This window comes from Pseudomonas sp. 3B-A001-10F (genome assembly GCF_056313565.1).
On sequence record NZ_JBQYFW010000019.1, the window covers coordinates 48,135 to 69,600 of the forward strand.

At 59.0% G+C, this 21,466-nt stretch carries 19 protein-coding genes, 4 tRNA genes and 1 pseudogene; 9 read left to right on the forward strand and 15 right to left on the reverse strand.

The genetic code is table 11. The features are described 5' to 3' along the window. Positions 1–59 precede the first annotated feature (59 nt). Both AC0ZWN_RS18025 and AC0ZWN_RS18030 read right to left on the reverse strand, forming a co-directional pair. Positions 60–749 carry an energy-coupling factor ABC transporter permease gene (locus AC0ZWN_RS18025; RefSeq protein WP_476335966.1) on the reverse strand — a complete coding sequence of 230 codons (690 nt, stop codon included), beginning with the start codon at positions 747–749 and terminating at the stop codon, positions 60–62. Further along, on the reverse strand, positions 746–1,213 hold the full coding sequence (locus tag AC0ZWN_RS18030) for an FAD/FMN-containing dehydrogenase (RefSeq protein ID WP_476335968.1): 468 nt from the start codon (positions 1,211–1,213) through the stop codon (positions 746–748). The genes AC0ZWN_RS18025 and AC0ZWN_RS18030 overlap by 4 nt, the downstream gene beginning before the upstream one ends. A gap of 130 nt (positions 1,214–1,343) precedes the next feature. On the opposite strand from AC0ZWN_RS18030, the gene AC0ZWN_RS18035 reads away from it, so the two are divergent. The 5 genes from AC0ZWN_RS18035 (at position 1,344) to AC0ZWN_RS18055 (ending at position 4,807) form a co-directional block, all read left to right on the forward strand. Continuing rightward, on the forward strand, positions 1,344–1,970 hold the full coding sequence (locus AC0ZWN_RS18035) for a DUF1780 domain-containing protein (protein ID WP_007909887.1): 627 nt from the start codon (positions 1,344–1,346) through the stop codon (positions 1,968–1,970). After that, positions 1,967–2,494, forward strand: coding sequence for an MOSC domain-containing protein (locus AC0ZWN_RS18040; protein WP_095048688.1), 528 nt, complete (start codon positions 1,967–1,969; stop codon positions 2,492–2,494). Before AC0ZWN_RS18035 ends, AC0ZWN_RS18040 begins: the two co-directional genes overlap by 4 nt. A 51-nt stretch (positions 2,495–2,545) precedes the next feature. Further along, on the forward strand, positions 2,546–2,719 hold the full coding sequence (locus AC0ZWN_RS18045; protein ID WP_007909875.1) for a DUF3094 domain-containing protein: 174 nt from the start codon (positions 2,546–2,548) through the stop codon (positions 2,717–2,719). A 63-nt stretch (positions 2,720–2,782) separates the two neighbouring features. Further along, a complete protein-coding gene (locus AC0ZWN_RS18050; protein ID WP_476335970.1) occupies positions 2,783–4,081 on the forward strand; it encodes an NAD(P)/FAD-dependent oxidoreductase in 1,299 nt (432 codons plus the stop codon). 318 nt (positions 4,082–4,399) lie between these two features. Continuing rightward, entirely contained in the window at positions 4,400–4,807 is a 408-nt protein-coding gene (locus AC0ZWN_RS18055) for an HvfA family oxazolone/thioamide-modified RiPP metallophore (protein WP_476335971.1), read from the forward strand. A gap of 63 nt (positions 4,808–4,870) precedes the next feature. On the opposite strand, the gene AC0ZWN_RS18060 is transcribed toward AC0ZWN_RS18055, so the two are convergent. The 9 genes and pseudogenes from AC0ZWN_RS18060 to rluD form a co-directional block, all read right to left on the reverse strand. After that, positions 4,871–5,734: a methyl-accepting chemotaxis protein gene (locus AC0ZWN_RS18060; protein ID WP_371044025.1), complete on the reverse strand. Its 864-nt coding sequence runs from the start codon at positions 5,732–5,734 to the stop codon at positions 4,871–4,873. Next, positions 5,726–6,496 (reverse strand): annotated as a pseudogene (locus AC0ZWN_RS18065) (MCP four helix bundle domain-containing protein); the annotation flags it as partial. The gene AC0ZWN_RS18060 and the pseudogene AC0ZWN_RS18065, both read right to left, overlap by 9 nt. Before the next feature lie 165 nt (positions 6,497–6,661). Further along, positions 6,662–6,738, reverse strand: a tRNA-Pro gene (locus AC0ZWN_RS18070). Between the two features lie 97 nt (positions 6,739–6,835). Continuing rightward, positions 6,836–6,911, reverse strand: a tRNA-Lys gene (locus tag AC0ZWN_RS18075). Positions 6,912–6,916: 5 nt separating this feature from the next. After that, positions 6,917–6,993 (reverse strand) — tRNA-Pro (locus AC0ZWN_RS18080). 9 nt (positions 6,994–7,002) lie between these two features. Then, positions 7,003–7,078, reverse strand: a tRNA-Asn gene (locus tag AC0ZWN_RS18085). Between the two features lie 297 nt (positions 7,079–7,375). After that, a complete protein-coding gene (gene clpB / locus AC0ZWN_RS18090; RefSeq protein WP_095048690.1) occupies positions 7,376–9,940 on the reverse strand; it encodes an ATP-dependent chaperone ClpB in 2,565 nt (854 codons plus the stop codon). Between the two features lie 130 nt (positions 9,941–10,070). Beyond that, complete coding sequence (gene pgeF / locus AC0ZWN_RS18095; protein ID WP_476335973.1) at positions 10,071–10,793, reverse strand: peptidoglycan editing factor PgeF; 723 nt, start codon at positions 10,791–10,793, stop codon at positions 10,071–10,073. Further along, complete coding sequence (gene rluD, locus AC0ZWN_RS18100; protein ID WP_016986220.1) at positions 10,790–11,752, reverse strand: 23S rRNA pseudouridine(1911/1915/1917) synthase RluD; 963 nt, start codon at positions 11,750–11,752, stop codon at positions 10,790–10,792. The genes pgeF and rluD overlap by 4 nt, the downstream gene beginning before the upstream one ends. A 151-nt stretch (positions 11,753–11,903) precedes the next feature. Between rluD and AC0ZWN_RS18105 the strand changes: the two genes are divergently transcribed. From AC0ZWN_RS18105 to AC0ZWN_RS18120, 4 genes are all read left to right on the forward strand, one after another. Next, the gene (locus AC0ZWN_RS18105) at positions 11,904–12,920 is read left to right on the forward strand and encodes an outer membrane protein assembly factor BamD (RefSeq protein WP_093434846.1); all 1,017 of its coding nucleotides are present in this window, start codon (positions 11,904–11,906) and stop codon (positions 12,918–12,920) included. A gap of 126 nt (positions 12,921–13,046) precedes the next feature. Then, positions 13,047–13,289, forward strand: coding sequence for a PP0621 family protein (locus AC0ZWN_RS18110; protein WP_093434843.1), 243 nt, complete (start codon positions 13,047–13,049; stop codon positions 13,287–13,289). Continuing rightward, positions 13,279–14,868 (forward strand): sensor histidine kinase, encoded by a 1,590-nt coding sequence (locus AC0ZWN_RS18115; protein ID WP_476335974.1) that lies wholly within the window; start codon positions 13,279–13,281, stop codon positions 14,866–14,868. Before AC0ZWN_RS18110 ends, AC0ZWN_RS18115 begins: the two co-directional genes overlap by 11 nt. Next, positions 14,865–16,211, forward strand: a complete 1,347-nt coding sequence (locus tag AC0ZWN_RS18120) for a sigma-54-dependent transcriptional regulator (RefSeq protein ID WP_220557010.1) — start codon at positions 14,865–14,867, stop codon at positions 16,209–16,211. The genes AC0ZWN_RS18115 and AC0ZWN_RS18120 overlap by 4 nt, the downstream gene beginning before the upstream one ends. 115 nt (positions 16,212–16,326) lie before the next feature. On the opposite strand, the gene thiO is transcribed toward AC0ZWN_RS18120, so the two are convergent. Genes thiO through AC0ZWN_RS18140 form a run of 4 tightly spaced genes read right to left on the reverse strand, consistent with a single transcriptional unit; the run spans position 16,327 to position 21,457 of the window. Further along, entirely contained in the window at positions 16,327–17,427 is a 1,101-nt protein-coding gene (thiO, locus tag AC0ZWN_RS18125) for a glycine oxidase ThiO (RefSeq protein WP_476335975.1), read from the reverse strand. 57 nt (positions 17,428–17,484) lie between these two features. Beyond that, a complete protein-coding gene (locus AC0ZWN_RS18130; RefSeq protein WP_449123516.1) occupies positions 17,485–17,886 on the reverse strand; it encodes a type IV pilin protein in 402 nt (133 codons plus the stop codon). 15 nt (positions 17,887–17,901) lie between these two features. Continuing rightward, complete coding sequence (locus AC0ZWN_RS18135) at positions 17,902–20,991, reverse strand: pilus assembly protein (RefSeq protein ID WP_476335977.1); 3,090 nt, start codon at positions 20,989–20,991, stop codon at positions 17,902–17,904. Next, positions 20,978–21,457 (reverse strand): pilus assembly PilX family protein, encoded by a 480-nt coding sequence (locus tag AC0ZWN_RS18140; RefSeq protein WP_095048697.1) that lies wholly within the window; start codon positions 21,455–21,457, stop codon positions 20,978–20,980. The genes AC0ZWN_RS18135 and AC0ZWN_RS18140 overlap by 14 nt, the downstream gene beginning before the upstream one ends. Positions 21,458–21,466: the final 9 nt, after the last annotated feature.

Genomic DNA, 21,466 nt, shown 5'->3' on the forward strand with positions numbered 1-21,466 from the left:
GCTCCTGAAGGGATTTGCGCGAGCATGAAATTTCCCGCGCGCAGCGGGTTTGATGTGGATCAAGACTTCGGATCGTCGTCCTTCCACGGCGCCGAAAGGTAGCGTGTGCGGTTGAAGGTCTCCAGCCATTCCGGGCTGAATACCACCAGAGCACTGACGATCATGCCGTTGATGAACGCTTCGGGGAAAATGATCAGCCACACGTAACCGATGAAGTCTTCCAGCCACTCCGGCATGGCGAAAAGGCCGTCGTACCACAGCAGCGTCAGGCTGAGGATCAGGCACAACAAGGCCGACAACGCGGCGGCAAAGAAGCCGGAACAGAAGATGTACACGAACGGGTTGCGCGGTTGAGCACGCTCGACAAGGATTGCCACGCACTCGGTGACCAGCACCGGCAGCAAAATGAACAAGGCGCCATTGACCCCCATCGCCGCAAGATCCTGACGCCCGAGCAGCACCAGGCCGATTTGCGCTACCAGTCCGCCAACGATCGCCAGCGGCCAGTCCAGCAACAGGGTTACCGCCGTCATACCGAGGAAGTGATACGACACGCCCGTGTCGAAATCCCTGCGCATTAACCACAAGAGAAACAACGCAAACACGGTGCCGAACAGCAGATGCTGACGCCGGCTGTCGCTGAACAACTCGACCCACGGCGCACGCACGATCGCCCAGAGCAGCACCGGCAGATAAATCAGCCAGCCCAGCAACAGACTTTCACTTGCCAGCACCTCGACGCCGATCATGGGCGCGCCTTCTCCAGTGCCTCGCGCAGGTCACCCGTGTTGGCGTACTCACGTTGCGAGAGCAATCGACCGTCCTTGAGTTGCAACCACAACACCTGGCCTTCCGCGCCGGGATAGCGCGACGCAACCCGTCCTTCTCGATCCAGCATGACCCGATAGTGGTAGTCGCGCATGGCCGGTACGGCAAACATTTTGGCAATCAGCGCCGGCATGCGCTGGATGTCGGCAACGAACACCGCGTGACGGGCCTCCAGATAGCCCTTGGGTTGGTCCTTCAACGCTTCCTTGATCAGCTTGGCGCCGTCCATATCCCGTGCCACCAGCAGCGTGGTGGTGCTGTTGTCGAGGGTGAAGGGTTGCTCGTACTGATCGAGCAACGTCCAGGGAGCCAGACGCTCACCGGTTTCGAGTGCATGGGCACACAGCGGAAAAACAGCAAACAGCAGCAGCCAGCGAAATTTCACGATGAGTCCTCACGGTTTGGCGCAAATAATCGATTTCCATGAGTCTACACCGCCCTTCTCCACTGCCCACTGATGCACTTTGCCGCGGAACGCTTTCAGCTTGTCGCATTTGAACGCTAAGCTTGGGCTTATGGATGACTCAGATTATTTACGCCTGCTGACCATCGCGGCCGAGCAGGCCAACGCCTTTCTGTCCAATGCCCGCAAATGGGAGCGTGAGCGTTGGGTTTGCCAGCGCCTGCTGCAAGGCCTGAACATTCCCTACCGCGCCGACGAATTCGCGCCGGCCGGCGAACCGCCGGACGTGCTGTTCCGCGATGCCAATTTCGAGGTGTTCTTCGTGCTCGACGAGGGCCGTCGGCTTAACGACGAATGGCGCGATGAATTGCAGCGACGACGCAGCGCCTTTTCCCTCAGCCAACTGGTGCGCCGCGAAGCCAAGCCGAAACGGATTCCGGCCAATGAATTCCTGCTGCGACTGGCGCCGACCCTGCGCAAAAAAGCACACAACTACAAAGAACGCGGCATGGATCTCGGCGAACTGGACATCATCGCCTTCGCCAGCCTCAAACGAGAAGTACTGGATTTGAATAGCCATTTCCCCCCGCCCACCGAATACCTGCGTCAAGGCTGGCGCTCGCTGTCGCTCGTCGGCCCGACCTTCGCCCGCGTGCTGTTCGCCCACCCGGACGCGCCGGATTTTCTGCGCAGCAACCTCGGTCGCAGCATCGTGTTTGATGTGGGAATCAGCCTGTGACCCCCCTTCAGCAATTGATCGCCGATGTGCCGCAGACCGGATGTGTGCGCTGGATTGGCGTGCGCCCCGAGTCGCGCGGGCCGATGATCGAACTCGATGCCGTGGAGGCGCGGCTGGAAGCAGGACTGACCGGCGATCATGCCCGTCCCGGTGTGCGTAACGCGCGGCAGGTGACCCTGATCCAGTGGGAACATCTGGCGGTAATCAGCGCCTTGATGGGGCGCCCCGACGATCAACCCGTCAGGCCTGAAGATCTGCGGCGCAATCTGGTTATCAGCGGTATCAATTTGTTTAGTCTCAAGGGTCGGCGCTTTCGCATCGGTCAGGCAATATTCGAAACCACGGGCTGGTGTCAGCCCTGCGCACGCCTGCAGAACAACCTCGGCCCGGGCACCTTTCAAGCGGTGCGCGGCCATGGCGGAATTACCGCGCGGGTGTTACAAAGCGGGATCATTCGCCTCGAAGACCGGGTGAGCGTCGAACCGGTTCCGGACAGCGGCTATGCTGCGTTCAACCCCGGATAAAAACCGCTGTAGCTTCTGCCCATTCAGCAACGTCTACCTGACGAGGCAAATATGACCAGCCGCCTGAACCCCGAAGACCAGAAACATGTCGAAGAGTACCTGCAACTGTCCCAACACCGAGTCGAGCGCCGGCCATTTCGGCCATGGATGCTCCTCGTGCTGGTGCTGGCAGTGACCATTGGTCTTGGCCTGTTGAGCCGATTTATCAGTTACCTGACGCTATGAGCAGCTTGGCGCTCGCTTGGGTAACCGCACCGATTTCCTTTAAAAACCTTGCGAGTTATCCCCATGTCCCATCGTATTGTTATTGTCGGCGGCGGCGCCGGCGGTCTGGAGTTGGCTACCCGTCTGGGTAAGACTCTGGGCAAGCGCGGCACGGCCAGTGTGATGCTGGTCGACGCCAACCTGACGCACATCTGGAAACCGCTGTTGCACGAAGTGGCCGCCGGATCGCTGAACTCCTCCGAAGACGAACTCAACTATGTTGCCCAGGCAAAATGGAACCACTTCGAGTTCCAGCTAGGGCGCATGAGCGGGCTCGATCGCGCACAGAAGAAAATCCAGTTGGCCGCCACCTACGACGAAAACGGCGTAGAACTGGTTCCTGCACGTGAAGTGCAATACGACTCACTGGTGATCAGCGTCGGCAGCACCACCAACGACTTCGGCACTCAGGGCGCGGCGCAGCACTGCCTGTTCCTCGACACCCGCAAACAGGCCGAGCGCTTCCATCAGCAACTGCTTAATCACTATCTGCGTGCACACGCCGGGCAAACCGATGTGGTCGAGCAGATCAGCGTGGCGATTGTCGGTGCCGGCGCCACAGGCGTTGAACTGGCGGCAGAACTGCACAACGCCGCCCATGAACTGGCGGCTTATGGCCTGGACCGGATCAAACCGGAAAACATGCACATCACCCTGATCGAAGCCGGTCCACGGGTACTGCCTGCCCTGCCAGAGCGTATCAGCGGGCCAGTGCACAAAACCCTGGAAAAGCTCGGGGTCAACGTGATGACCAACGCTTCGGTCAGCGAAGTAACCGCCGACAGCCTGGTCACCGCCGATGGCAACGAGATCAAGGCCAGCCTGAAAGTCTGGGCAGCGGGCATTCGCGCGCCGGGTTTCCTCAAGGACATCGACGGCCTGGAAACCAACCGCATCAATCAACTGCAAGTGCTGCCGACGCTGCAAACCACCCGCGACGAGAACATCTTTGCTTTCGGTGACTGCGCCGCGTGCCCGCAATCGGGTACCGATCGCAATGTGCCGCCGCGTGCCCAAGCCGCACACCAACAGGCGTCGCTGTTGGCCAAATCGCTGAAACTGCGCATCGAAGGCAAGACCTTGCCGGAGTACAAGTACACCGACTACGGCTCGCTGATCTCGCTGTCGCGCTTTTCGGCGGTGGGTAACTTGATGGGCAACCTGACCGGCAGCGTGATGCTCGAAGGCTGGCTGGCGCGGATGTTTTACGTGTCGCTGTATCGCATGCACCAGATGGCGCTGTACGGGCCATTCCGCACAGCGATGCTGATGCTGGGCAGCAAGATTGGTCGTGGTACTGAACCGCGTCTGAAACTGCACTAAAAAACCTGTGGGAGCGAGCCGGCTCCGGGCGGCGATCCGACGAATGCGGTGTGTCAAACGACAAAAATGTCGACTGATACAACCTCTTCGTCGGATCGCCGCCCGGAGCAGGCTCGCTCCCACAATGTTTTGTGTTGATCGAAAGATCTGTTTCTTACTGTATCCCCGCCCCGCTTTTCCCTCCTTCGCTTACAAACTCCCCCGCTCCGCGACACAGTCGCGATACACCGCTACCGCTTAATGGCCACACCCGAGCAACACCTGCTCAGGCAATCGTCCTTAACGTGTGGTTGCGCAGTGCAGCCCAGGAGAATGTAAATGTCCCGTACTTCGACCCTCGGTAAAAAATCCATTGGCCTGATCAGCGCCGCGCTGGCGGGCGGCCTGATGTTGTCCGGTTCGGTGTTTGCCGCTCAACCACTGGCGCAGGGCTACATGGTTGCGTCGGCGGAAACCTCGGTGAAAGCGCCGGAAGGCAAATGCGGTGAAGGCAAATGTGGCGATGCTTCGATGGCCAAGACTGACAGCGATGGTGACGGCAAGGTCTCGCGCGCCGAATTTCTGAAAGTCGCGCCGAAGTCCGACTTCGACAAGATCGACACCAACCATGACGGTTTCATCGACGAGCAAGAGGCCTACAACAACGTGAAGGCCAACTTTGAAGCCAATGGCAAGAAGATGCCAAAAGGTCTGTTCGAACACCTGAAAGACCAAGACGGCGCCTGATCGACAATAAAAAACAAGCCGCGCTTCTCCTGAGAGAAACGCGGCATTTTCACGTCTGCCCGTTTACAACTGGAAGCGCCGTACCATGCCCTGCAAGGCATTGGCCAATTGCGATAACTCATGGCTGGACGCGCTGGTCTGGTCAGCGCCTGCGGCAGAACGTACCGATAAATCACGAATATTCACCAGGTTGCGATCCACTTCCCGGGCTACTTGCGCTTGTTCTTCAGCTGCGCTGGCGATCACCAGATTGCGTTCATGGATCTCATGCACCGACGCGGTAATGGTTTGCAGCGCCTCACCGGCACGCTCAGCCAAGGCCAGTGTGGTCGTCGCCCGCGCGGTACTGGCCTGCATCGAATCCAGCGCCAGGCTCGAACCGCTGCGCATGCCCTGGACCATCTGCTCGATCTCCTGCGTCGATTGCTGCGTGCGATAGGCCAGCGCGCGTACTTCATCGGCGACTACGGCAAAGCCTCGCCCGCTCTCCCCGGCGCGTGCCGCCTCAATCGCCGCGTTGAGCGCCAATAAATTGGTCTGCTCGGCAATCGCCCGAATCACGTCCAGCACCTTGCCGATGTCCTGCGATTGATTGGCCAGTGATTGCACCAACTCACCGGTCTGTTGCACATCGCTGGCCAGTGCATTGATGGCCGTGGCGGTCTCACTGACCCGCACCTGGCCCAGATGCGCCGACTCGCTGGATTGACGGGTCGCGTCAGACGTCGACACCGCATTGCGTGCGACCTCTTCCACTGCGGCCGTCATCTGGTTGACGGCCGTAGCGGCTTGTTCAATTTCGTTGTTCTGTTGTTGCAGCCCCTGGGTGCTGTCGAGAGTTACCGCATTGAGTTCATCGGCAGCGGTCGCCAGTTGTGTGGCCGAACCGCTGATGCCTTGCAGCGTCTCGCGCAGGTTTTGCTGCATGGTTGCCAAGGCTTTGAGCAAGCGACTGACTTCATCGTTGCCATGGGTTTCGATTGGCCGGGTCAGATCCCCCTGCGCGACACTTTCTGCTGCGTTCACGGCGCTGCTGAGCGGACGAACGATACTGCGGGTGAGCATCATCGCCAGCGCCACCGTGGCCAGCGCGGCCAACGCAATAAACAAACTGACAATCGTGCGCGAGTTTTCGTAGTGCGCAGCGGACTTCTGGCTTTCGGCGGCGACCTGTTTGGCGAACAAATCCGCCAGGTCGTTGAGTTGCTTGCCGGAGCCATCGACGACGGTTTTCATGTCGACCAGCAACAATTTGGTCAATTCATCACGCTTGCCTTGCTCGGCGAGGGCGAAGGATTGAGCGATACCGCTGCGATACGCGGCGAAGGTCTTTTTGAATTGGTCATACAGCTGCTGGCCTTCCGGGGTGTTGACCAGTTTGTCGTAGGCGGCGATTTTCTCGCTCAGCTCCTTGTCGCGGGTGTCCATCTGGCTGCGGTAAGTCGCAATGTTGGCCGGATCCTGATCCAGCGCCATGCGCAGCGAGATGGTGCGGATGCGCAGCATGATCTCGCGAATCTCGTCGCCGCCACGAATGCTCGGCAGCCACTGATTTTCCACCGCGACTTCACTGTCGCGAATACTCGACATCTGCCCGAGCGCAAACACGCCGAGCAAGGCCACCAACACCGCGATCAGGGCGAACCCCAGGGCCGCCCGGGGAGCAATATTCAACTGACGAAGCAACATGACGAACGCCCTTATTCTTGTATTGGCCAGATTCAAGGGGCGAAAGCCATGGCAGTCCCCTCGTGTTAGCGGGCTATCGGCAGGTTGTATGATGACTTGAAGGGGAAATGAGTTTTTGTCGGACAAAAAAAATCCCCGTATCTTTCGATACGAGGATTTTTAATATGGTCGGGGTAAGGGGATTCGAACTCCTGACATCCTGCTCCCAAAGCAGGCGCGCTACCGGACTGCGCTATACCCCGGTAAAAAAAAGGCGACCTTTCAAAGATCGCCTTCTTCGATCAGCGCTTTTGGCCTCTGATCTTAAGATTCGATCCCAGCGCAAACTGGTTTCAAAAATGGTGGGTCGTGTGGGATTCGAACCTACGACCAATTGGTTAAAAGCCAACTGCTCTACCAACTGAGCTAACGACCCAAAAATGGTCGGGGTAAGGGGATTCGAACTCCTGACATCCTGCTCCCAAAGCAGGCGCGCTACCGGACTGCGCTATACCCCGGCTTGAAATTGGCTCCGTGACCAGGACTCGAACCTGGGACCCAATGATTAACAGTCATTTGCTCTACCGACTGAGCTATCACGGAACTACATATTTCAATTTACAACGGTGAAACTTACTGCATCTAGCCACTCGTTCGCATCGCTGCGTTCGTGTGTCTGAGGCGCGCTATTCTACAACCTAGAACACCTCTGTCAACCCCCTAAATTGCTTTCAAGTTAATGATTTGCAACTTATTTCAGATTTCAACTCAGTGAGCTGAGACCGTCTTGGCGACTGACTGCGGGGCGCACTTTACAAGCCTTTTCCTTTGAGTTCAACAGCCTAACGAAAAAAAAGGCCCCACAATGTGGGGCCCTCCTTTTTTCATTGGCGCTCAGGCTTAGTTGAAAACGATTTCGTCGTTCTCGACAGTGCCGGTTGCCGTGTCGCCCGGCATGAAGTGACCCGAGAGGATCAACTGCGCCAGCGGGTTTTCGATCCAGCGCTGAATTGCCCGTTTCAAAGGACGTGCGCCATACACCGGGTCGTAGCCAACGGCGATCAGCTTATCCATCGTCTCTGGACTGAGTTCCAGCTTCAGCTCGCGCTCGGCCAGACGGCTGCGCAGACGGCCCAACTGAATCTCGGTAATGCCCGCGATCTGATCCCGCGCCAAAGGCTCGAAGATCACCACTTCGTCGACCCGGTTGATGAACTCCGGACGGAAGTGCGACGTCAGCGCATCCATGACTGCAGCACGTTGAGCCTCACGATCACCGACCAGTTCCTGGATCTGTACCGACCCCAGGTTCGAAGTCATGACGATCACGGTGTTGCGGAAATCCACCGTACGGCCATGGCTGTCGGTCAGGCGACCATCCTCGAGCACTTGCAGCAAGATGTTGAACACATCCGGGTGCGCCTTCTCGACTTCGTCCAGCAGGATCACCGAATAAGGCTTGCGACGCACCGCCTCAGTCAGGTAACCACCCTCTTCGTAGCCGACGTATCCCGGTGGTGCACCGATCAGGCGAGCCACGGAATGTTTCTCCATGAACTCGGACATGTCGATCCGCACCATCGCCTCTTCCGTATCAAAGAGGAATTCGGCCAGCGCCTTGCACAGCTCGGTTTTACCGACACCGGTCGGGCCGAGGAACATGAACGAGCCGCTTGGACGATTCGGGTCGGACAACCCGGCACGTGAACGTCGTACCGCGTTGGCCACAGCGACCACGGCCTCTTCCTGACCGATCACCCGTTTGTGCAACAGGCTTTCCATCTTCATCAGCTTGTCGCGCTCGCCTTCGAGCATTTTCGACACCGGGATGCCGGTCCACTTCGACACAACTTCAGCGATTTCTTCTTCAGTCACCTTGCTGCGCAGCAACTGGTTCTCGCTCTTGCCGTGCTGGTCGACCATTTGCAGGCTGCGTTCCAGATCCGGGATCACCCCGTACTGCAATTCAGCCATACGGTTGAGGTCACCTTTACGGCGCGCGGCTTCCAGTTCCTGCCGCGACTGCTCGATCTTCTGCTGAATCTGCGCAGAACCCTGCACCTCGGCTTTTTCCGAGTTCCAGATTTCTTCCAGATCGGAATACTCGCGTTCGAGGCGGACGATTTCTTCCTGGAGTTTCTCCAGACGTTTCATCGCCGCTTCGTCGCTTTCTTTCTTCAGCGCCTGGGATTCCACCTTCAACTGAATCAGGCGACGTTCCAGACGATCGAGCACTTCCGGCTTGGAGTCGATTTCCATGCGGATGCGGCTGGCGGCCTCGTCGATCAGATCGATGGCCTTGTCCGGTAACTGCCGGTCAGTGATGTAGCGATGGCTGAGCTTGGCAGCAGCAATGATCGCACCGTCGGTGATTGCCACCTTGTGGTGAACCTCGTAACGCTCTTTAAGGCCACGCAGGATGGCAATGGTGTCTTCTTCGCTCGGCTCATCCACCAGAACTTTCTGGAAGCGTCGCTCGAGGGCCGCATCCTTCTCTATATATTGGCGGTACTCGTTGAGCGTGGTCGCGCCAACGCAGTGCAACTCACCGCGAGCCAGCGCAGGCTTGAGCATGTTGCCGGCATCCATCGAGCCTTCGCCTTTACCGGCGCCGACCATGGTATGCAGTTCGTCGATGAACAGAATGATCTGCCCTTCCTGCTTCGACAGTTCGTTGAGCAACGATTTCAGGCGCTCTTCGAACTCACCGCGATACTTGGCACCGGCAATCAGCGCGCCCATGTCCAGCGAGAGCAGACGCTTGCCTTTAAGGCCGTCCGGGACTTCGCCGTTGATGATGCGCTGGGCCAGACCTTCGGCAATCGCGGTTTTACCCACACCAGGCTCACCGATCAGCACCGGGTTGTTCTTGGTGCGGCGTTGCAGAACCTGAATGGTGCGACGAATTTCGTCGTCACGGCCAATCACCGGGTCAAGCTTGCCGTCTTCGGCGCGCTTGGTCAGGTCGACGGTGTATTTATCCAGCGCCTGCCGCGACTCTTCGTGGTTGGCGTCGTTTACCGCTTCGCCGCCACGCAGGTTGTTGATCGCGTTTTCCAGGGCCTTCTTGCTCACGCCTTGGCCGAGCAGCAACTTGCCGAGCTTGCTGTTCTCGTCCATTGCGGCGAGCAGCACCAGTTCGCTGGAGATGAACTGGTCGCCCTTCTGCTGGGCCAGACGGTCAGCCTGATTGAGCAGGCGCGCCAGATCCTGCGACATGTTGACGTCGCCGGTCGGGTTCTGGATTTTCGGTAATTGGTCGAGCTCTTTGGTCAGCTCTTTACGCAAGCTGTTGACGTCGAAGCCCACCTGCATCAGCAGAGGCTTGATCGAACCACCCTGCTGCTCAAGCATGGCTTGCATCAAGTGCGCCGGCTCAATCGCCGGATGATCGTGGCCGACTGCCAACGACTGAGCGTCGGACAAGGCCAACTGTAACTTGCTGGTTAAACGGTCTATTCGCATAAGTCACCTTCCTTTTGAGCAGGCCGGACCTAAAAACCATCCTGAATAAAGAAACCTGCCAGATACCACTGTAGATGCGGTCGATTCTGCAAGATTCAAGCGTCAGAGGGTTGATTCAGGTCAGGCAAGTCTAGCGGGTGAGCCAAACGAGGGAGGCAAAGCGGCCAGTGCGCGACGCACGGCGATAGGAGAAGAAGCGTGGATCGGTCACGGTGCAGAAACCGCCACCATAAACAGCTGTGACACCCCGCTCAGCCAGACGCAGACGCGCGAGCAGATAGATGTCAGCCATGAACTTGCCGGCATTGTCGCTCGGCACGAAGGCTTGTGCCGCTTCCGGCAATTGATTGATGAAGACTTCCCGCACTTCCGGGCCAACTTCAAAGGCTTTGGGGCCAATAGCAGGGCCGAGCCAGACCAGCACTTCTGCGGCCGGAACATCGAGACTGTCGAGGGTAGCTTCCAGCACACCCGCCGCCAGACCCCGCCAACCGGCATGAGCCGCCGCTACACGAGTGCCGGCACGATCGCAGAACAATGCCGGCAGACAATCCGCCGTCATCGCCGCGCAGGCGATACCCGGCGTTGCTGTCCAGCTGGCGTCTGCGGTCGCAACAATGCCCGGATCCGCATGCGCCACGGCAATTCCGTGCACTTGCTGCAACCAGGCAGGCTGTATAGAGAAGTGATCGGTGAGGCGCCGACGGTTCTCGGCCACAGCCTCAGGACGATCATCGACATGATCGCCTAGATTGAGGCTGTCGAACGGCGCCTCGCTGACGCCACCCTCGCGGGTGCTGACGCAGGCTTTGACGCTGGCCGGCGCAGGCCAGTCCGGCGTCAGCCAGTTCATCCGACGAAGGCCTCGCGATCCTGTTTGAGCAGGGTCAGCAGCCAGACGAAATCTTCCGGCAGCGGTGACTCCCAGCTCATGCGCTCACCGGTCGTCGGATGATCCAGCTCAAGGAAGCGCGCGTGCAGGGCCTGACGCGGGAAATGCTTGAGGGATTCAACCATCGTCGGGTTAGCCGCTGGCGGAATGCGGAAACGGCCGCCATACGCCGGATCGCCGACCAACGGAAAGTTGATGTGCGACATGTGTACGCGAATCTGGTGAGTACGACCGGTTTCCAGCTTCACCCGTACGTGGGTGTGCGAGCGGAAGCGCTCCAGCACACGGTAGTGACTGACGGCAGGCTTGCCGCCCTCCATCACCGCCATGCGCTGGCGCTGCTGGCCGTGGCGACCGATCGGGGCGTTGATCTTGCCCCCAGCGGTGACTACACCGATCACGATGCACTCATAGATGCGGCTGACGCTGCGACTCTGCAGTTGCGTCACCAGCTTGGTCTGCGCCTGAATGGTCTTGGCCACCACCATCAGACCGGTGGTGTCCTTGTCCAGACGATGCACGATACCGGCGCGCGGGACATTGATGATGTCCGGCACGTGGTGCAGCAAGGCGTTGAGCAAGGTGCCATCGGCGTGACCGGCAGCCGGGTGCACCACCAGGCCCGCAGGCTTGTTGATCACCAGAATGTCGTCGTCTTCATAGACGATGTCGAGTTCGATGTCCTGGGCGATCCATTCGCCCTGGGCTTCCTGCTCGGCAGTCAGTTCAAGGATGGCACCGCCGTGCACGATGTCGCGAGGGCGGATGACCGCCCCGTCCACAGTCAGGCGACCTTCTTTGATCCAGGCGGAAAGGCGCGAGCGAGAGTGCTCAGCGAAGAGTTGGGCAGCGACTTGATCGAGGCGTTGGCCGCCCAATTCGGACGGCACCTCTGCGCGAAGTTCAATTTTATCGGACATGCTCTGACTGTGCGTCGGCACAGCTTTTGGTTTCGGCTGCGCGCTTGTGGTTAAATACGGCGTCTTTTGCCCCGAGGCTTTTCAACGGGGCGCTCATCATAACAGGACGGCCCCGCCCAAGACAGCGGCCGTCATAGGGACGCAAGCCGCCATGCAAGTGAAACACCTGCTGCTGATCGCCATCCTCGCATTGACCGCTGCTTGCTCATCGAAGGAAGTCGTAGACGAAAACCTCAGCGAAGCCGAGCTGTATCAGCAGGCTCAGACTGACCTGGACAACAACAGCTACACCAGCGCCACAGCCAAGCTGAAGGCTCTGGAGTCGCGTTATCCGTTCGGTCGCTACGCCGATCAGGCACAGCTGGAGCTCATCTACGCCAACTATAAGAACGCCGAGCCGGAAGCAGCAAAATCCGCTGCCGAGCGTTTCATTCGTTTGCACCCGCAGCATCCGAACGTGGATTACGCGTACTACTTGAAAGGTCTGACCTCGTTCGACCAGGACGTCGGCCTGCTGGCGCGCTTCCTGCCGCTGGACATGACCAAGCGTGACCCGGGCGCCGCGCGCGACTCGTACAACGAGTTCGCCCAGCTGACCAGCCGCTACCCGAACAGCCGCTACGCGCCGGACGCCAAGCAGCGCATGATTTATCTGCGCAACCTGCTGGCCGCCTACGAAATCCACGTGGCCGACTACTACCTGACCCGTCAGGCTTACGTAGCCGCTGCCAACCGTGGTCGCTATGTAGTGGAAAACTTCCAGGAAACCCCATCGGTCGGCGACGGCCTGGCGGTGATGACTGAAGCTTACCAGCGTCTGCACCTGGACGACCTGGCAGCCACCAGTCTGGAAACCCTGAAGCTCAACTACCCGAACCACCCGAGCCTGCAAGACGGCCAGTTCGTGCCACGGGTTGCCGAAGCCGACAACCGTTCGTTCCTGAGCAAGGCGACTTTGGGTCTGATCGAGTCGCGTCCACCGCTGCCGCCGGGAGAAACCCGCGCCAACCAGGACGTGCAGAAGCAGTTCCAGGACGCGAAAGACGCGATTCCGAACGAGCTCAAGCCTAAAGACGAAAACGGCGACGTGATCGAAGAGCCAGAGCCTGAGTCGAGCAACACCGACCGCTCGTGGTTCAGCTACATGACTTTCGGCGTGTTCGACTGATCACACCGTTTGCACCGAAAAGGGAGATCTGCGGATCTCCCTTTTTTATTGCCGCGCGTTAATAGGCTGTGCGCTTGTCGGGAGCTTGGCTAAACTGCCGGATCATCAGTCGGAAAGCCGCTCATCATGCTTCGTTTATTGTTCTGGATCGTCGTGATTTTTGCCGCGATATGGTTGTGGCGTAAATTCAAGGCGCCTGCCGCGTCCAACCAATCCAACCGTGCCCCTCGCGAACAGGACGCCCCACCGATGGTGCGTTGCGCCCATTGCGGCGTGCATCTGCCGCGCGACCGCGCGCTGAGCGTGCAACAACAGTGGTATTGCAGCCAGGCTCACCTTGAGCAAGGCCCGGGTACCCGTGATCGCTGAGGCCACCCACGCCGACAGCAAACAGGCGCAGCGCCTGCTGCGCCTTTATCATCTCTACCGCTTGAGTATCGGCATCACGCTGGTGCTGCTGATCTCCAGCAACATGGACAACCGCCTGCTGACGTCGGCCAACGACGAATTGCTGCGCGCTGGCAGTTGGCTGTATCTGATCCTCAACATTCTGTTGGTGGTGTTCCTTGAGAACACCCGACGGCCAGCGCAGCTGTTCAGTCTGGCCCTCGTCGATGTCCTGCTTTTATGCGGTTTGTTCTTTGCTGCGGGCGGCGTCGGTAGTGCGCTGGGCAATTTGCTGATTGTCTCGGTGGCGATCAGCAACACCCTGCTACGGCGGCGCATCGGGCTATTGATCGCCGCCATCGGTGCGCTGGGCATCGTCGGCTCGAGCTTCCTGCTCGGCTTCAACCATCCCCTTAGCGCCAATGAATACTTGCAGGCCGGCACCCTCGGTGCGCTGTGCTTTGCCGCGTCGTTGCTGGTGCAGGGACTGATCCGCCGCCTCGAAGTCAGCGAAACCCTTGCCGAGCAACGTGCCAGTGAAGTGGTCAGCCTCGAAGCCCTCAACGCGCTGATCCTGCAACGCATGCGCACCGGCATTCTGGTGCTCGACGAGGCGCGGCGAGTGCAACTGGCCAATCACAGCGCGCAAACCCTGCTTGCGCAGTCGCACCTTCAGGGGCATTTGATCGATGACTATTCCAAGGCGCTGGTCGATCGCCTGCAACTGTGGCTGAACAACCCGACCTTGCGCCCGCAGAGCCTGAAAATCCCCGGCAACGGCCTGGAACTGCAACCGAGCTTCATTGCCCTCGAACAAAGCCCCCACCAGCAAACCCTGGTATTTCTCGAAGACCTCGCGCAAATTGCCCAGCAAGCCCAGCAACTTAAGCTCGCCGCACTCGGACGCTTGACCGCCGGCATCGCCCACGAGATCCGCAATCCGTTGGGCGCCATCAGTCACGCCGCACAGCTATTGGCTGAGTCCGAGGAACTCGATAGCGCGGATCGGCGTCTGACGCAGATCATTCAAGACCACTCCCAGCGCATGAACCGAGTCATCGAAAACGTCCTGCAACTGTCTCGCCGCCAGCAAAGCGCGCCGCAACGCCTGGATCTCAAGCCATGGCTGGAAAACTTCGTTGTCGAAAGTCGTGAACAGGCCAGCGAACGCCAGCAGATTCACCTGCGGATCAATTCGGGAGATTTCACCACGCTGATGGACCCGAACCAGCTCACGCAAATTCTCGACAATCTGTTACGCAATGGCTGGCGCCACAGCGCCCTGCTGCATGATCAGGCCGAAGTCTGGCTCTCGTTGTTCAGTGATCCCGACAGCCAGTTGGCGGTCCTCGAAGTGCAGGACAACGGCCCCGGCGTGCCTGCCGATGAACAGACACATCTGTTCGAACCCTTCTTCACCACCAGCAGCCAGGGCACCGGCCTTGGGCTTTATCTGTCCCGTGAGCTGTGCGAAAGCAACCAAGCGCGCCTAGACTTTCAGTCACGCCAAGGCGGCGGTTGCTTTCGCATCACCTTTGCTCACGGACGGAAACAAAGTTGAATACGAGCCCACGGCAAAAAATCCTCATCGTCGACGACGAACCGGATATCCGCGAACTCCTGGAAATCACCCTGGGACGGATGAAGCTCGACACCTACAGCGCACGCAATCTGGCTGAAGCCCAGGCGCTGCTGAACCGCGAGAGTTTCGATCTGTGCCTGACCGACATGCGCCTGCCCGACGGTACGGGGCTGGAGCTGGTGCAGCACATTCAGCAACGTTATCCACAACTGCCGGTGGCGATGATCACCGCTTATGGCAGCCTGGAAACGGCCATCAACGCTTTGAAAGCAGGTGCTTTCGACTTCCTGACCAAACCGGTCGACCTTACGCGCCTGCGCGAACTGGTCGGCACAGCCCTGCGTATGCCGGCGGCGGGAGGCAGCTTTACCTCCATTGATCGGCGCTTGCTCGGCGATTCGCCACCGATGCGCATTCTGCGCAAGCAAATCGACAAACTCGCTCGCAGTCAGGCGCCGGTGTACATCAGTGGCGAGTCGGGCAGCGGCAAGGAACTGGTCGCGCGGCTGATCCATGAACAAGGGCCGCGCGCCGGCCAGCCGTTCGTGCCGGTGAACTGTGGGGCAATTCCTTCCGAGCTGATGGAAAGCGAATTCTTCGGACATCGCAAAGGCAGTTTCACCGGCGCGGTCGAGGACAAGCCCGGGTTGTTTCAGGCAGCCCATGGCGGTACGTTGTTTCTCGATGAAGTGGCGGACTTGCCGTTGTCGATGCAAGTCAAACTGCTGCGGGCGATTCAGGAAAAAGCCGTGCGCAGTGTCGGCGGCCAGCAGGAAAGCGTGGTCGATGTGCGGATTCTCTGCGCCACGCACAAGGATCTCGACGCGGAGGTGGCGGCCGAACGCTTCCGTCAGGATCTGTATTATCGCTTGAACGTGATCGAACTGCGCGTGCCGTCCCTGCGCGAAAGGCGTGATGATATTGAAGTGCTGGCGGCCAGTATGCTCAAGCGTTTGGCCAAGGACACCGGCCAGCCGGCAGCACGCTTGCATCCGCAGGCGTTGGAAGCGCTGAAGAATTACCGGTTTCCGGGGAATGTGCGGGAGTTGGAGAACGTTCTCGAACGGGCGCACACCTTGTGTGAAAACCGCACGATCGAGGCTGAAGACTTACGTCTGAGCGAAGGCAACTGCGCGGCAGATGGCGGTATTGCCGATCTGACCCAGATCGACAATCTGGAAGATTATCTGGAGAACGTCGAGCGGAAGCTGATCTTGCAGGCGCTGGAAGAAACGCGCTGGAATCGCACGGCGGCGGCGCAGCGGTTGAGTCTTTCGTTTCGTTCGATGCGCTATCGGCTGAAGAAACTGGGCCTGGATTGAGGGCCCCTTCGCGAGCAGGCTCACTCCCACAGTTGATCTTTGTCGGTCACAAAATCCAGTGTGGGAGCGAGCCTGCTCGCGAAAGCGATCTGCCAGGCTCAACAGATATATCTGACTAGATCCGGCCCTCGGGCGCATACGGCGCCGGATCAATAATCGGCGTCCTTCCCAGCATCACATCGGCAAACAACTGACACGACGCCGGCGCCAGCACCAGTCCATTGCGGTAATGCCCGCAGTTCAACCACAACCCGTCAAACCCCGGCACCCGGCCAATGTAGGGAATCCCCTCCGGCGAACCCGGACGCAACCCCGCCCAGTGCCCGACCACTTCGGCATCCGCCAGCGCCGGCAGCAACTCCACTGCCGAAGCCTTGAGGCTTTCCAGCGCCACCTCGGTCGGCGTCTTGTCGTAGCCCTCGTGCTCCAGCGTGCTGCCGATCAGGATATGGCCGTCGCGACGCGGAATCGCATAACGGCCCTTGGCCAATACCATGCTCGGCAAAAAGTCCGCTGCGCACTTGTAGAGAATCATCTGCCCTTTGACCGGTTCAACACGCAGCGTCAGATTCAGCGTCTTGAGCAGATCACCGCTCCACGCCCCAGCAGTCAGCACGACCTGATCACCCTTGATCACGCCCTTCGACGTCTCGACGCCAACAACCTGCTCACCCTCGCGGACAAACCCGCTGACTTCGCACTGTTCGTGAATCGTCACGTTCGGCATCGCTTGCAGCGCCGCTTTCAACGATTTCACCAGGCGCGGATTGCGCACGTTGGCGACATCGGCCATGTAGATCGCCCGCGAGAAACCGCCACCAAGCACCGGCACCGCATCATGTGCAGCCGAGATATCCACAGCCCTCAGCGGACGGTTCTCCCGCTCGGCCCAGGCCAGTGCTTCGGCTTCATCGTCCAGATCCAGCCAGTACAGGCCGGTGGTGTGCACTTCAGGATCCACTCCAGTGTCAGCGAACAATCGCTCGCCGAGCTGTGGATAAAAGTCCTGCGACCAGTGCGCTAGCGCCGTGACCGCCGGGCTATAACGCCACGGATACAACGGCGAAACGATACCGCCGCCGGCCCAAGACGATTCCTGGCCGAGGTTCGAACGATCGAGCAGCACCACACTGCGCACTTCGGAGGCGAGATTGTAGGCGGTCAGCAGGCCAATCACTCCGCCACCGACAATCACCACTTGCTGTTGCCTGGTCATGTTTGATCCAACCGTAAATAAGACAGTGGGCGCAAATGGCACCCGAAAGAAAGCGCCTCAGCGGCCCCAGCAATCCTTGGTGGTCAGCCCGGTGGTCGCGTTGTTCATGCTGCGGACACCGGTGTTGGTCAGGGTGAAATCCCCGCACTTGTCGGTGGCCATGGAGGTGCCCGTTTTACGGGTAGCGGTCAGCAGGAAGGTCTGGTCAGCGATGGTCGGGGTGATGGTGTAGAAATCATTGCCCGTGCTGAGTCCGGTGATGCCGGTATAGACATTGTTCTTGGTGTAGAAACGCTCGAGGGTTTGCGCCTGCTCCGAGAGCAATCCCACCACTTCAGCGCGGCGGCCTTTTTTTACGTATTCGGTATAGCTCGGTGCGGCGATGGTGATGACGATACCGATGATCGCAATCACGATCATGATTTCGATCAGGGTGAAACCTCGGTTGAATCTGCGCATGCCTCAAACTCTCACTTACTGTATTTGCCGCCACATGATACGACGACTGCCGCCGCCGCCCTTCTCCACAATGATCGTGATGGTGCCACTGGTGTCGGTCGTCCCCTTGCGCTTGCCATCGCTGGAGACGAAGTTCAGGGTCGGAATGCCACCGGTGAATATCACTCCGCTGGAGATCGAGTCATTGCTGTCGACCAAACCGTCAGAGCTGGTGTCCAGCACGGCGTAATTGAGCATCTTACCGCTGAACGCATCCAGTTCGACCAGTTTGCCGGTACCAAAACTCGCACAGGGATCAGTGGTATCAACACTCGCCGTGGTAAAGACAATACGGCCCAGCACGATACTCGCCTGATTGATCACCCGCTCGCCAGTCAGCACGTTGTTGTACACCAGCGGAAGATACCAGCCCTTCTCCCCCGGATAAGTCGTCTCATTTTGAGTTGTGGTCAGGAATTGCCCGGAGCTGCCGGAGAATGAACCGGTTATCGCCTGCGCCTGCAAACTGCTGACCGTGAGCTGTCCCGAGCCCCCATCGGCATCCCACACCGAGTAAAACGCCTGCAAATCCTTGTTGGCCTTGTCTGCAGTTTCGTTGAATTTACCGGTACCGACGAAAATCTGTTTGCCACCCAATGAATTGTCCGCCAGCAATGGTTGCGCGGTGATCGGCTGACTCGCGCCGCCTGCCGTGGTGAACAGCGGCTTGCCGGAAAACGCCACGCCCCAGCTTTCAGGCGCAGTAGCACTGAGGTCGAACTTCCACAAGCGCCCTCGCAAGTCACCGCCATAGGCAGCCTGCACCACATTTTGCGAATTGACCTTGAGCTTCACCGACGACAGACCGTTAGTGGTTTCCGAACTGTCGATTACGATTTTCTTGATCAGCGAACCATCGCGTACGTCCAGCACATACAACGCCGCCACGCCGGAGTTGCTGCCGTAACCGTTGGAAATGAACGCCGCCCAGCGACCATCGGCCAAGCGTGCCACTTCCGGCCGGGCGTAGGCATAACCCAGATCATTGAAAACATTGGCGGTGTTCGCAGTCGTTGGCCCACTCACTTCCCACAGCGCACGCATTACGTTGCCAGCCGAAGCGTCGAACAGTTGCAGCGCATAGAACGTCTTACCGCCGGCGCCGGTGCCGCCGATGGCCAAGGTTTTCCAAGCGCTGTTGAATTGCGCGTCATAAACCCCGACCGGGCCATCGACCAGAAACTTGTGGCTGACACCGTTGATGTAGCTCGGATCGGCAATCAGCCGCAGCGACGGCAATACACTCGACGGCATATAACCGTAACGCCGGGTGCCGTTGGCCGAGTTGATCACGTTGACGAAACCGTCGTTGGCATTTACCACCAGGCTTGCATTCATGTTCGCCGCTTTAGTGGTCAGGTAGGAGGTGTAAGAGGTATCGCCCGACAGGTCTGAGGCGGTTTTATCGGTAGGTGAAGCCAGCACCAATGGCGAATTGATGATGTCGCCCAATAACACGCTGCGTGACTTGAGCCCGGTTTTGTTGATGCCCTTGCTCCACTCCACCAGGTCAATCCCGGTAATGCCGGTGGGCAGGCCCTGATTCAGCGTGGCCTGCTGTGCGGCGGAAAAATTTCCGTAGGTCAGCGTCACAGCGGCGTTGCTTGCGGTGTTCCAGGACTGATAGGTCGGTGCGGTCGCACCTGGCACGATTGTCGTGTCAGTGTTCCAGAGTGCTGTCGATGTATTAACGGTTCCGGTCGAGGTAAAGCCGAATGACTTGATCGTGCCGCGCCAGTCCTTGGGATCGTAAGTGGTCTGATAAAAGCTGCTGCCACTGCTGATCGTTGTCCCACTGACGGTGCCCGCCCCGCCGGAACCGGCCTTGGAAGTGATATCGCTCAATGCCGAGGACAGCGCGTTGTTGAGACCCGTGCTGTCGGTGGCCTGATAGTACCGGCCTTGCCCGTAACTTGCCGCGTCAGAGAGCATGTCGTTGTCGGCGGTGAAGCCCACGGTATAGGTGTTCATGTTCTGCTTGGGAAAATCCACCGCGTTCCAACTCTTGCCCGCCGCGTCGGTACCGGTCGAGCGCATGTCGATATCGAAGGCGAACTTGGCGATGTCATCCAGATACAGCGTATCCCCTTCTTTGTCGCCATAGAGGTTGTTGCCGTCATTGCTGACACCGTCCCAGTTCGGTAACCGGCTGCCGCCCAATGGGTCGTTGCTCGAAAAGGTACGGTCGAAGGTCGGCAAGCCATCGGTTATCACCACGCCATAATTTTTCTGGCAGCGGTACTGGATCGGACTGGTGTAGGTCGCGGGCGTGCTGTTGTAGTAAGGCGCCATACCGCGCATGTAGCGGGTGATTTCATAGTAGGTTTCTGCCAACGGCGTGTTGGCCACGGCACTCAAACCATTGATCGATGAGATCAGCGCGTTGTAGTTGGTGTCTGCCTGCGCCTGCGTGACGCTCCCGGACACCGGCGCCAAGTCGCTGATCGAGCGGGCGATATAACCGCCATTACCAGAGTCGTTGTTGGTGACCGGGTTGAAAGTCGACAGACCAATACGCAAAGTGCGATTGCTGGTGACCAGCGCCGTCGACACGTTACGCGCAACGTTCATTCGGTAATCGTTGGGAATCGCCCCTGTGGTGAAGTCACGGGTGCCGTTGCTCGTAGCCAGGCCGACGATATAGGAAATGTAATCGGCGGAATATCGGGTGTTCTCATTGCCTACGGGGTCGGGCAGCTTCAGGCATAACGGCGCCACGCTGTTGTTGTAGAACGCATAGGCGCCGCCCGAGCACCCGGAGGTCGGCAGGCTCGATAGAAACACCGTGTCGCCGGTGATCTGCGGAGCATTGAGCGCAGAGCACAATCCCAGGAAGGCATTGCACTGCCGGGCGGGTGCACGGTTGATGTTCGGATCAAATCCGGCGGCGTAAATGATGCTGTTCATACTCCCCGAATCATCGATCAGCAGCATCACATTCGGTGGCACCGCTGCAGCACTCAACAGCGGCGAATCAGAGGGCGTGAATGCATAGACGGGCGTCGCCAGATACAAGCTCAGCAGCAGGCCGAGCAGCAGCGATGTGCAGCGTTCAATACTTCGCATAGACACTCTCCACCACACTGCGCGAGCTGCCGGCAATGCCGACAGCGGTGACGCGATACAACGTCGCAGAGGTGTTGCTCGGCACGTTGACGGCAGTCAGTGTGGTGCCGATGTTCTGCACACCATAGAAACCATTGCCGGCGGCGATCCAGGTCACCCCGGACGTCGAGTTGAACCCCGCCGCACTGACCACCGACGACTCCGCCGGCGGTGCGCATTGGGTGGTGCCGCTGCACACGGCGAGCGAATAACTGTCCAGTTGCACAGCGCTCTCCCCAACACGCAGAGCCGCCTCGGCCGTCTGGAACGACTGATTGCGCAGGCTCACACTGCCGGCCATTTTTTCCTGCAGGTTGGCGCTTTGCATCGACGACAAACCAATCAGGGTCAACAACAGCAGGAATACCAGACTGACCAGCAACACCATGCCTTGCTGAGTCTGACGGGAGTGAAGAGAAATCCTCATCAGCGCGCC

What these genes read in the sequence shown, in the direction of transcription:
- AC0ZWN_RS18025 (WP_476335966.1), bottom strand. Translation starts at nt 749, where the DNA reads ATGATCGGCGTCGAGGTGCTGGCAAGTGAAAGTCTGTTGCTGGGCTGG.
- AC0ZWN_RS18035 (WP_007909887.1), top strand. Translation starts at nt 1,344, where the DNA reads ATGGATGACTCAGATTATTTACGCCTGCTGACCATCGCGGCCGAGCAG.
- AC0ZWN_RS18045 (WP_007909875.1), top strand. Translation starts at nt 2,546, where the DNA reads ATGACCAGCCGCCTGAACCCCGAAGACCAGAAACATGTCGAAGAGTAC.
- AC0ZWN_RS18050 (WP_476335970.1), top strand. Translation starts at nt 2,783, where the DNA reads ATGTCCCATCGTATTGTTATTGTCGGCGGCGGCGCCGGCGGTCTGGAG.
- AC0ZWN_RS18055 (WP_476335971.1), top strand. Translation starts at nt 4,400, where the DNA reads ATGTCCCGTACTTCGACCCTCGGTAAAAAATCCATTGGCCTGATCAGC.
- AC0ZWN_RS18060 (WP_371044025.1), bottom strand. Translation starts at nt 5,734, where the DNA reads ATGCAGCAAAACCTGCGCGAGACGCTGCAAGGCATCAGCGGTTCGGCC.
- clpB (WP_095048690.1), bottom strand. Translation starts at nt 9,940, where the DNA reads ATGCGAATAGACCGTTTAACCAGCAAGTTACAGTTGGCCTTGTCCGAC.
- pgeF (WP_476335973.1), bottom strand. Translation starts at nt 10,793, where the DNA reads ATGAACTGGCTGACGCCGGACTGGCCTGCGCCGGCCAGCGTCAAAGCC.
- rluD (WP_016986220.1), bottom strand. Translation starts at nt 11,752, where the DNA reads ATGTCCGATAAAATTGAACTTCGCGCAGAGGTGCCGTCCGAATTGGGC.
- AC0ZWN_RS18105 (WP_093434846.1), top strand. Translation starts at nt 11,904, where the DNA reads ATGCAAGTGAAACACCTGCTGCTGATCGCCATCCTCGCATTGACCGCT.
- AC0ZWN_RS18110 (WP_093434843.1), top strand. Translation starts at nt 13,047, where the DNA reads ATGCTTCGTTTATTGTTCTGGATCGTCGTGATTTTTGCCGCGATATGG.
- thiO (WP_476335975.1), bottom strand. Translation starts at nt 17,427, where the DNA reads ATGACCAGGCAACAGCAAGTGGTGATTGTCGGTGGCGGAGTGATTGGC.
- AC0ZWN_RS18130 (WP_449123516.1), bottom strand. Translation starts at nt 17,886, where the DNA reads ATGCGCAGATTCAACCGAGGTTTCACCCTGATCGAAATCATGATCGTG.
- AC0ZWN_RS18135 (WP_476335977.1), bottom strand. Translation starts at nt 20,991, where the DNA reads ATGCGAAGTATTGAACGCTGCACATCGCTGCTGCTCGGCCTGCTGCTG.
- AC0ZWN_RS18140 (WP_095048697.1), bottom strand. Translation starts at nt 21,457, where the DNA reads ATGAGGATTTCTCTTCACTCCCGTCAGACTCAGCAAGGCATGGTGTTG.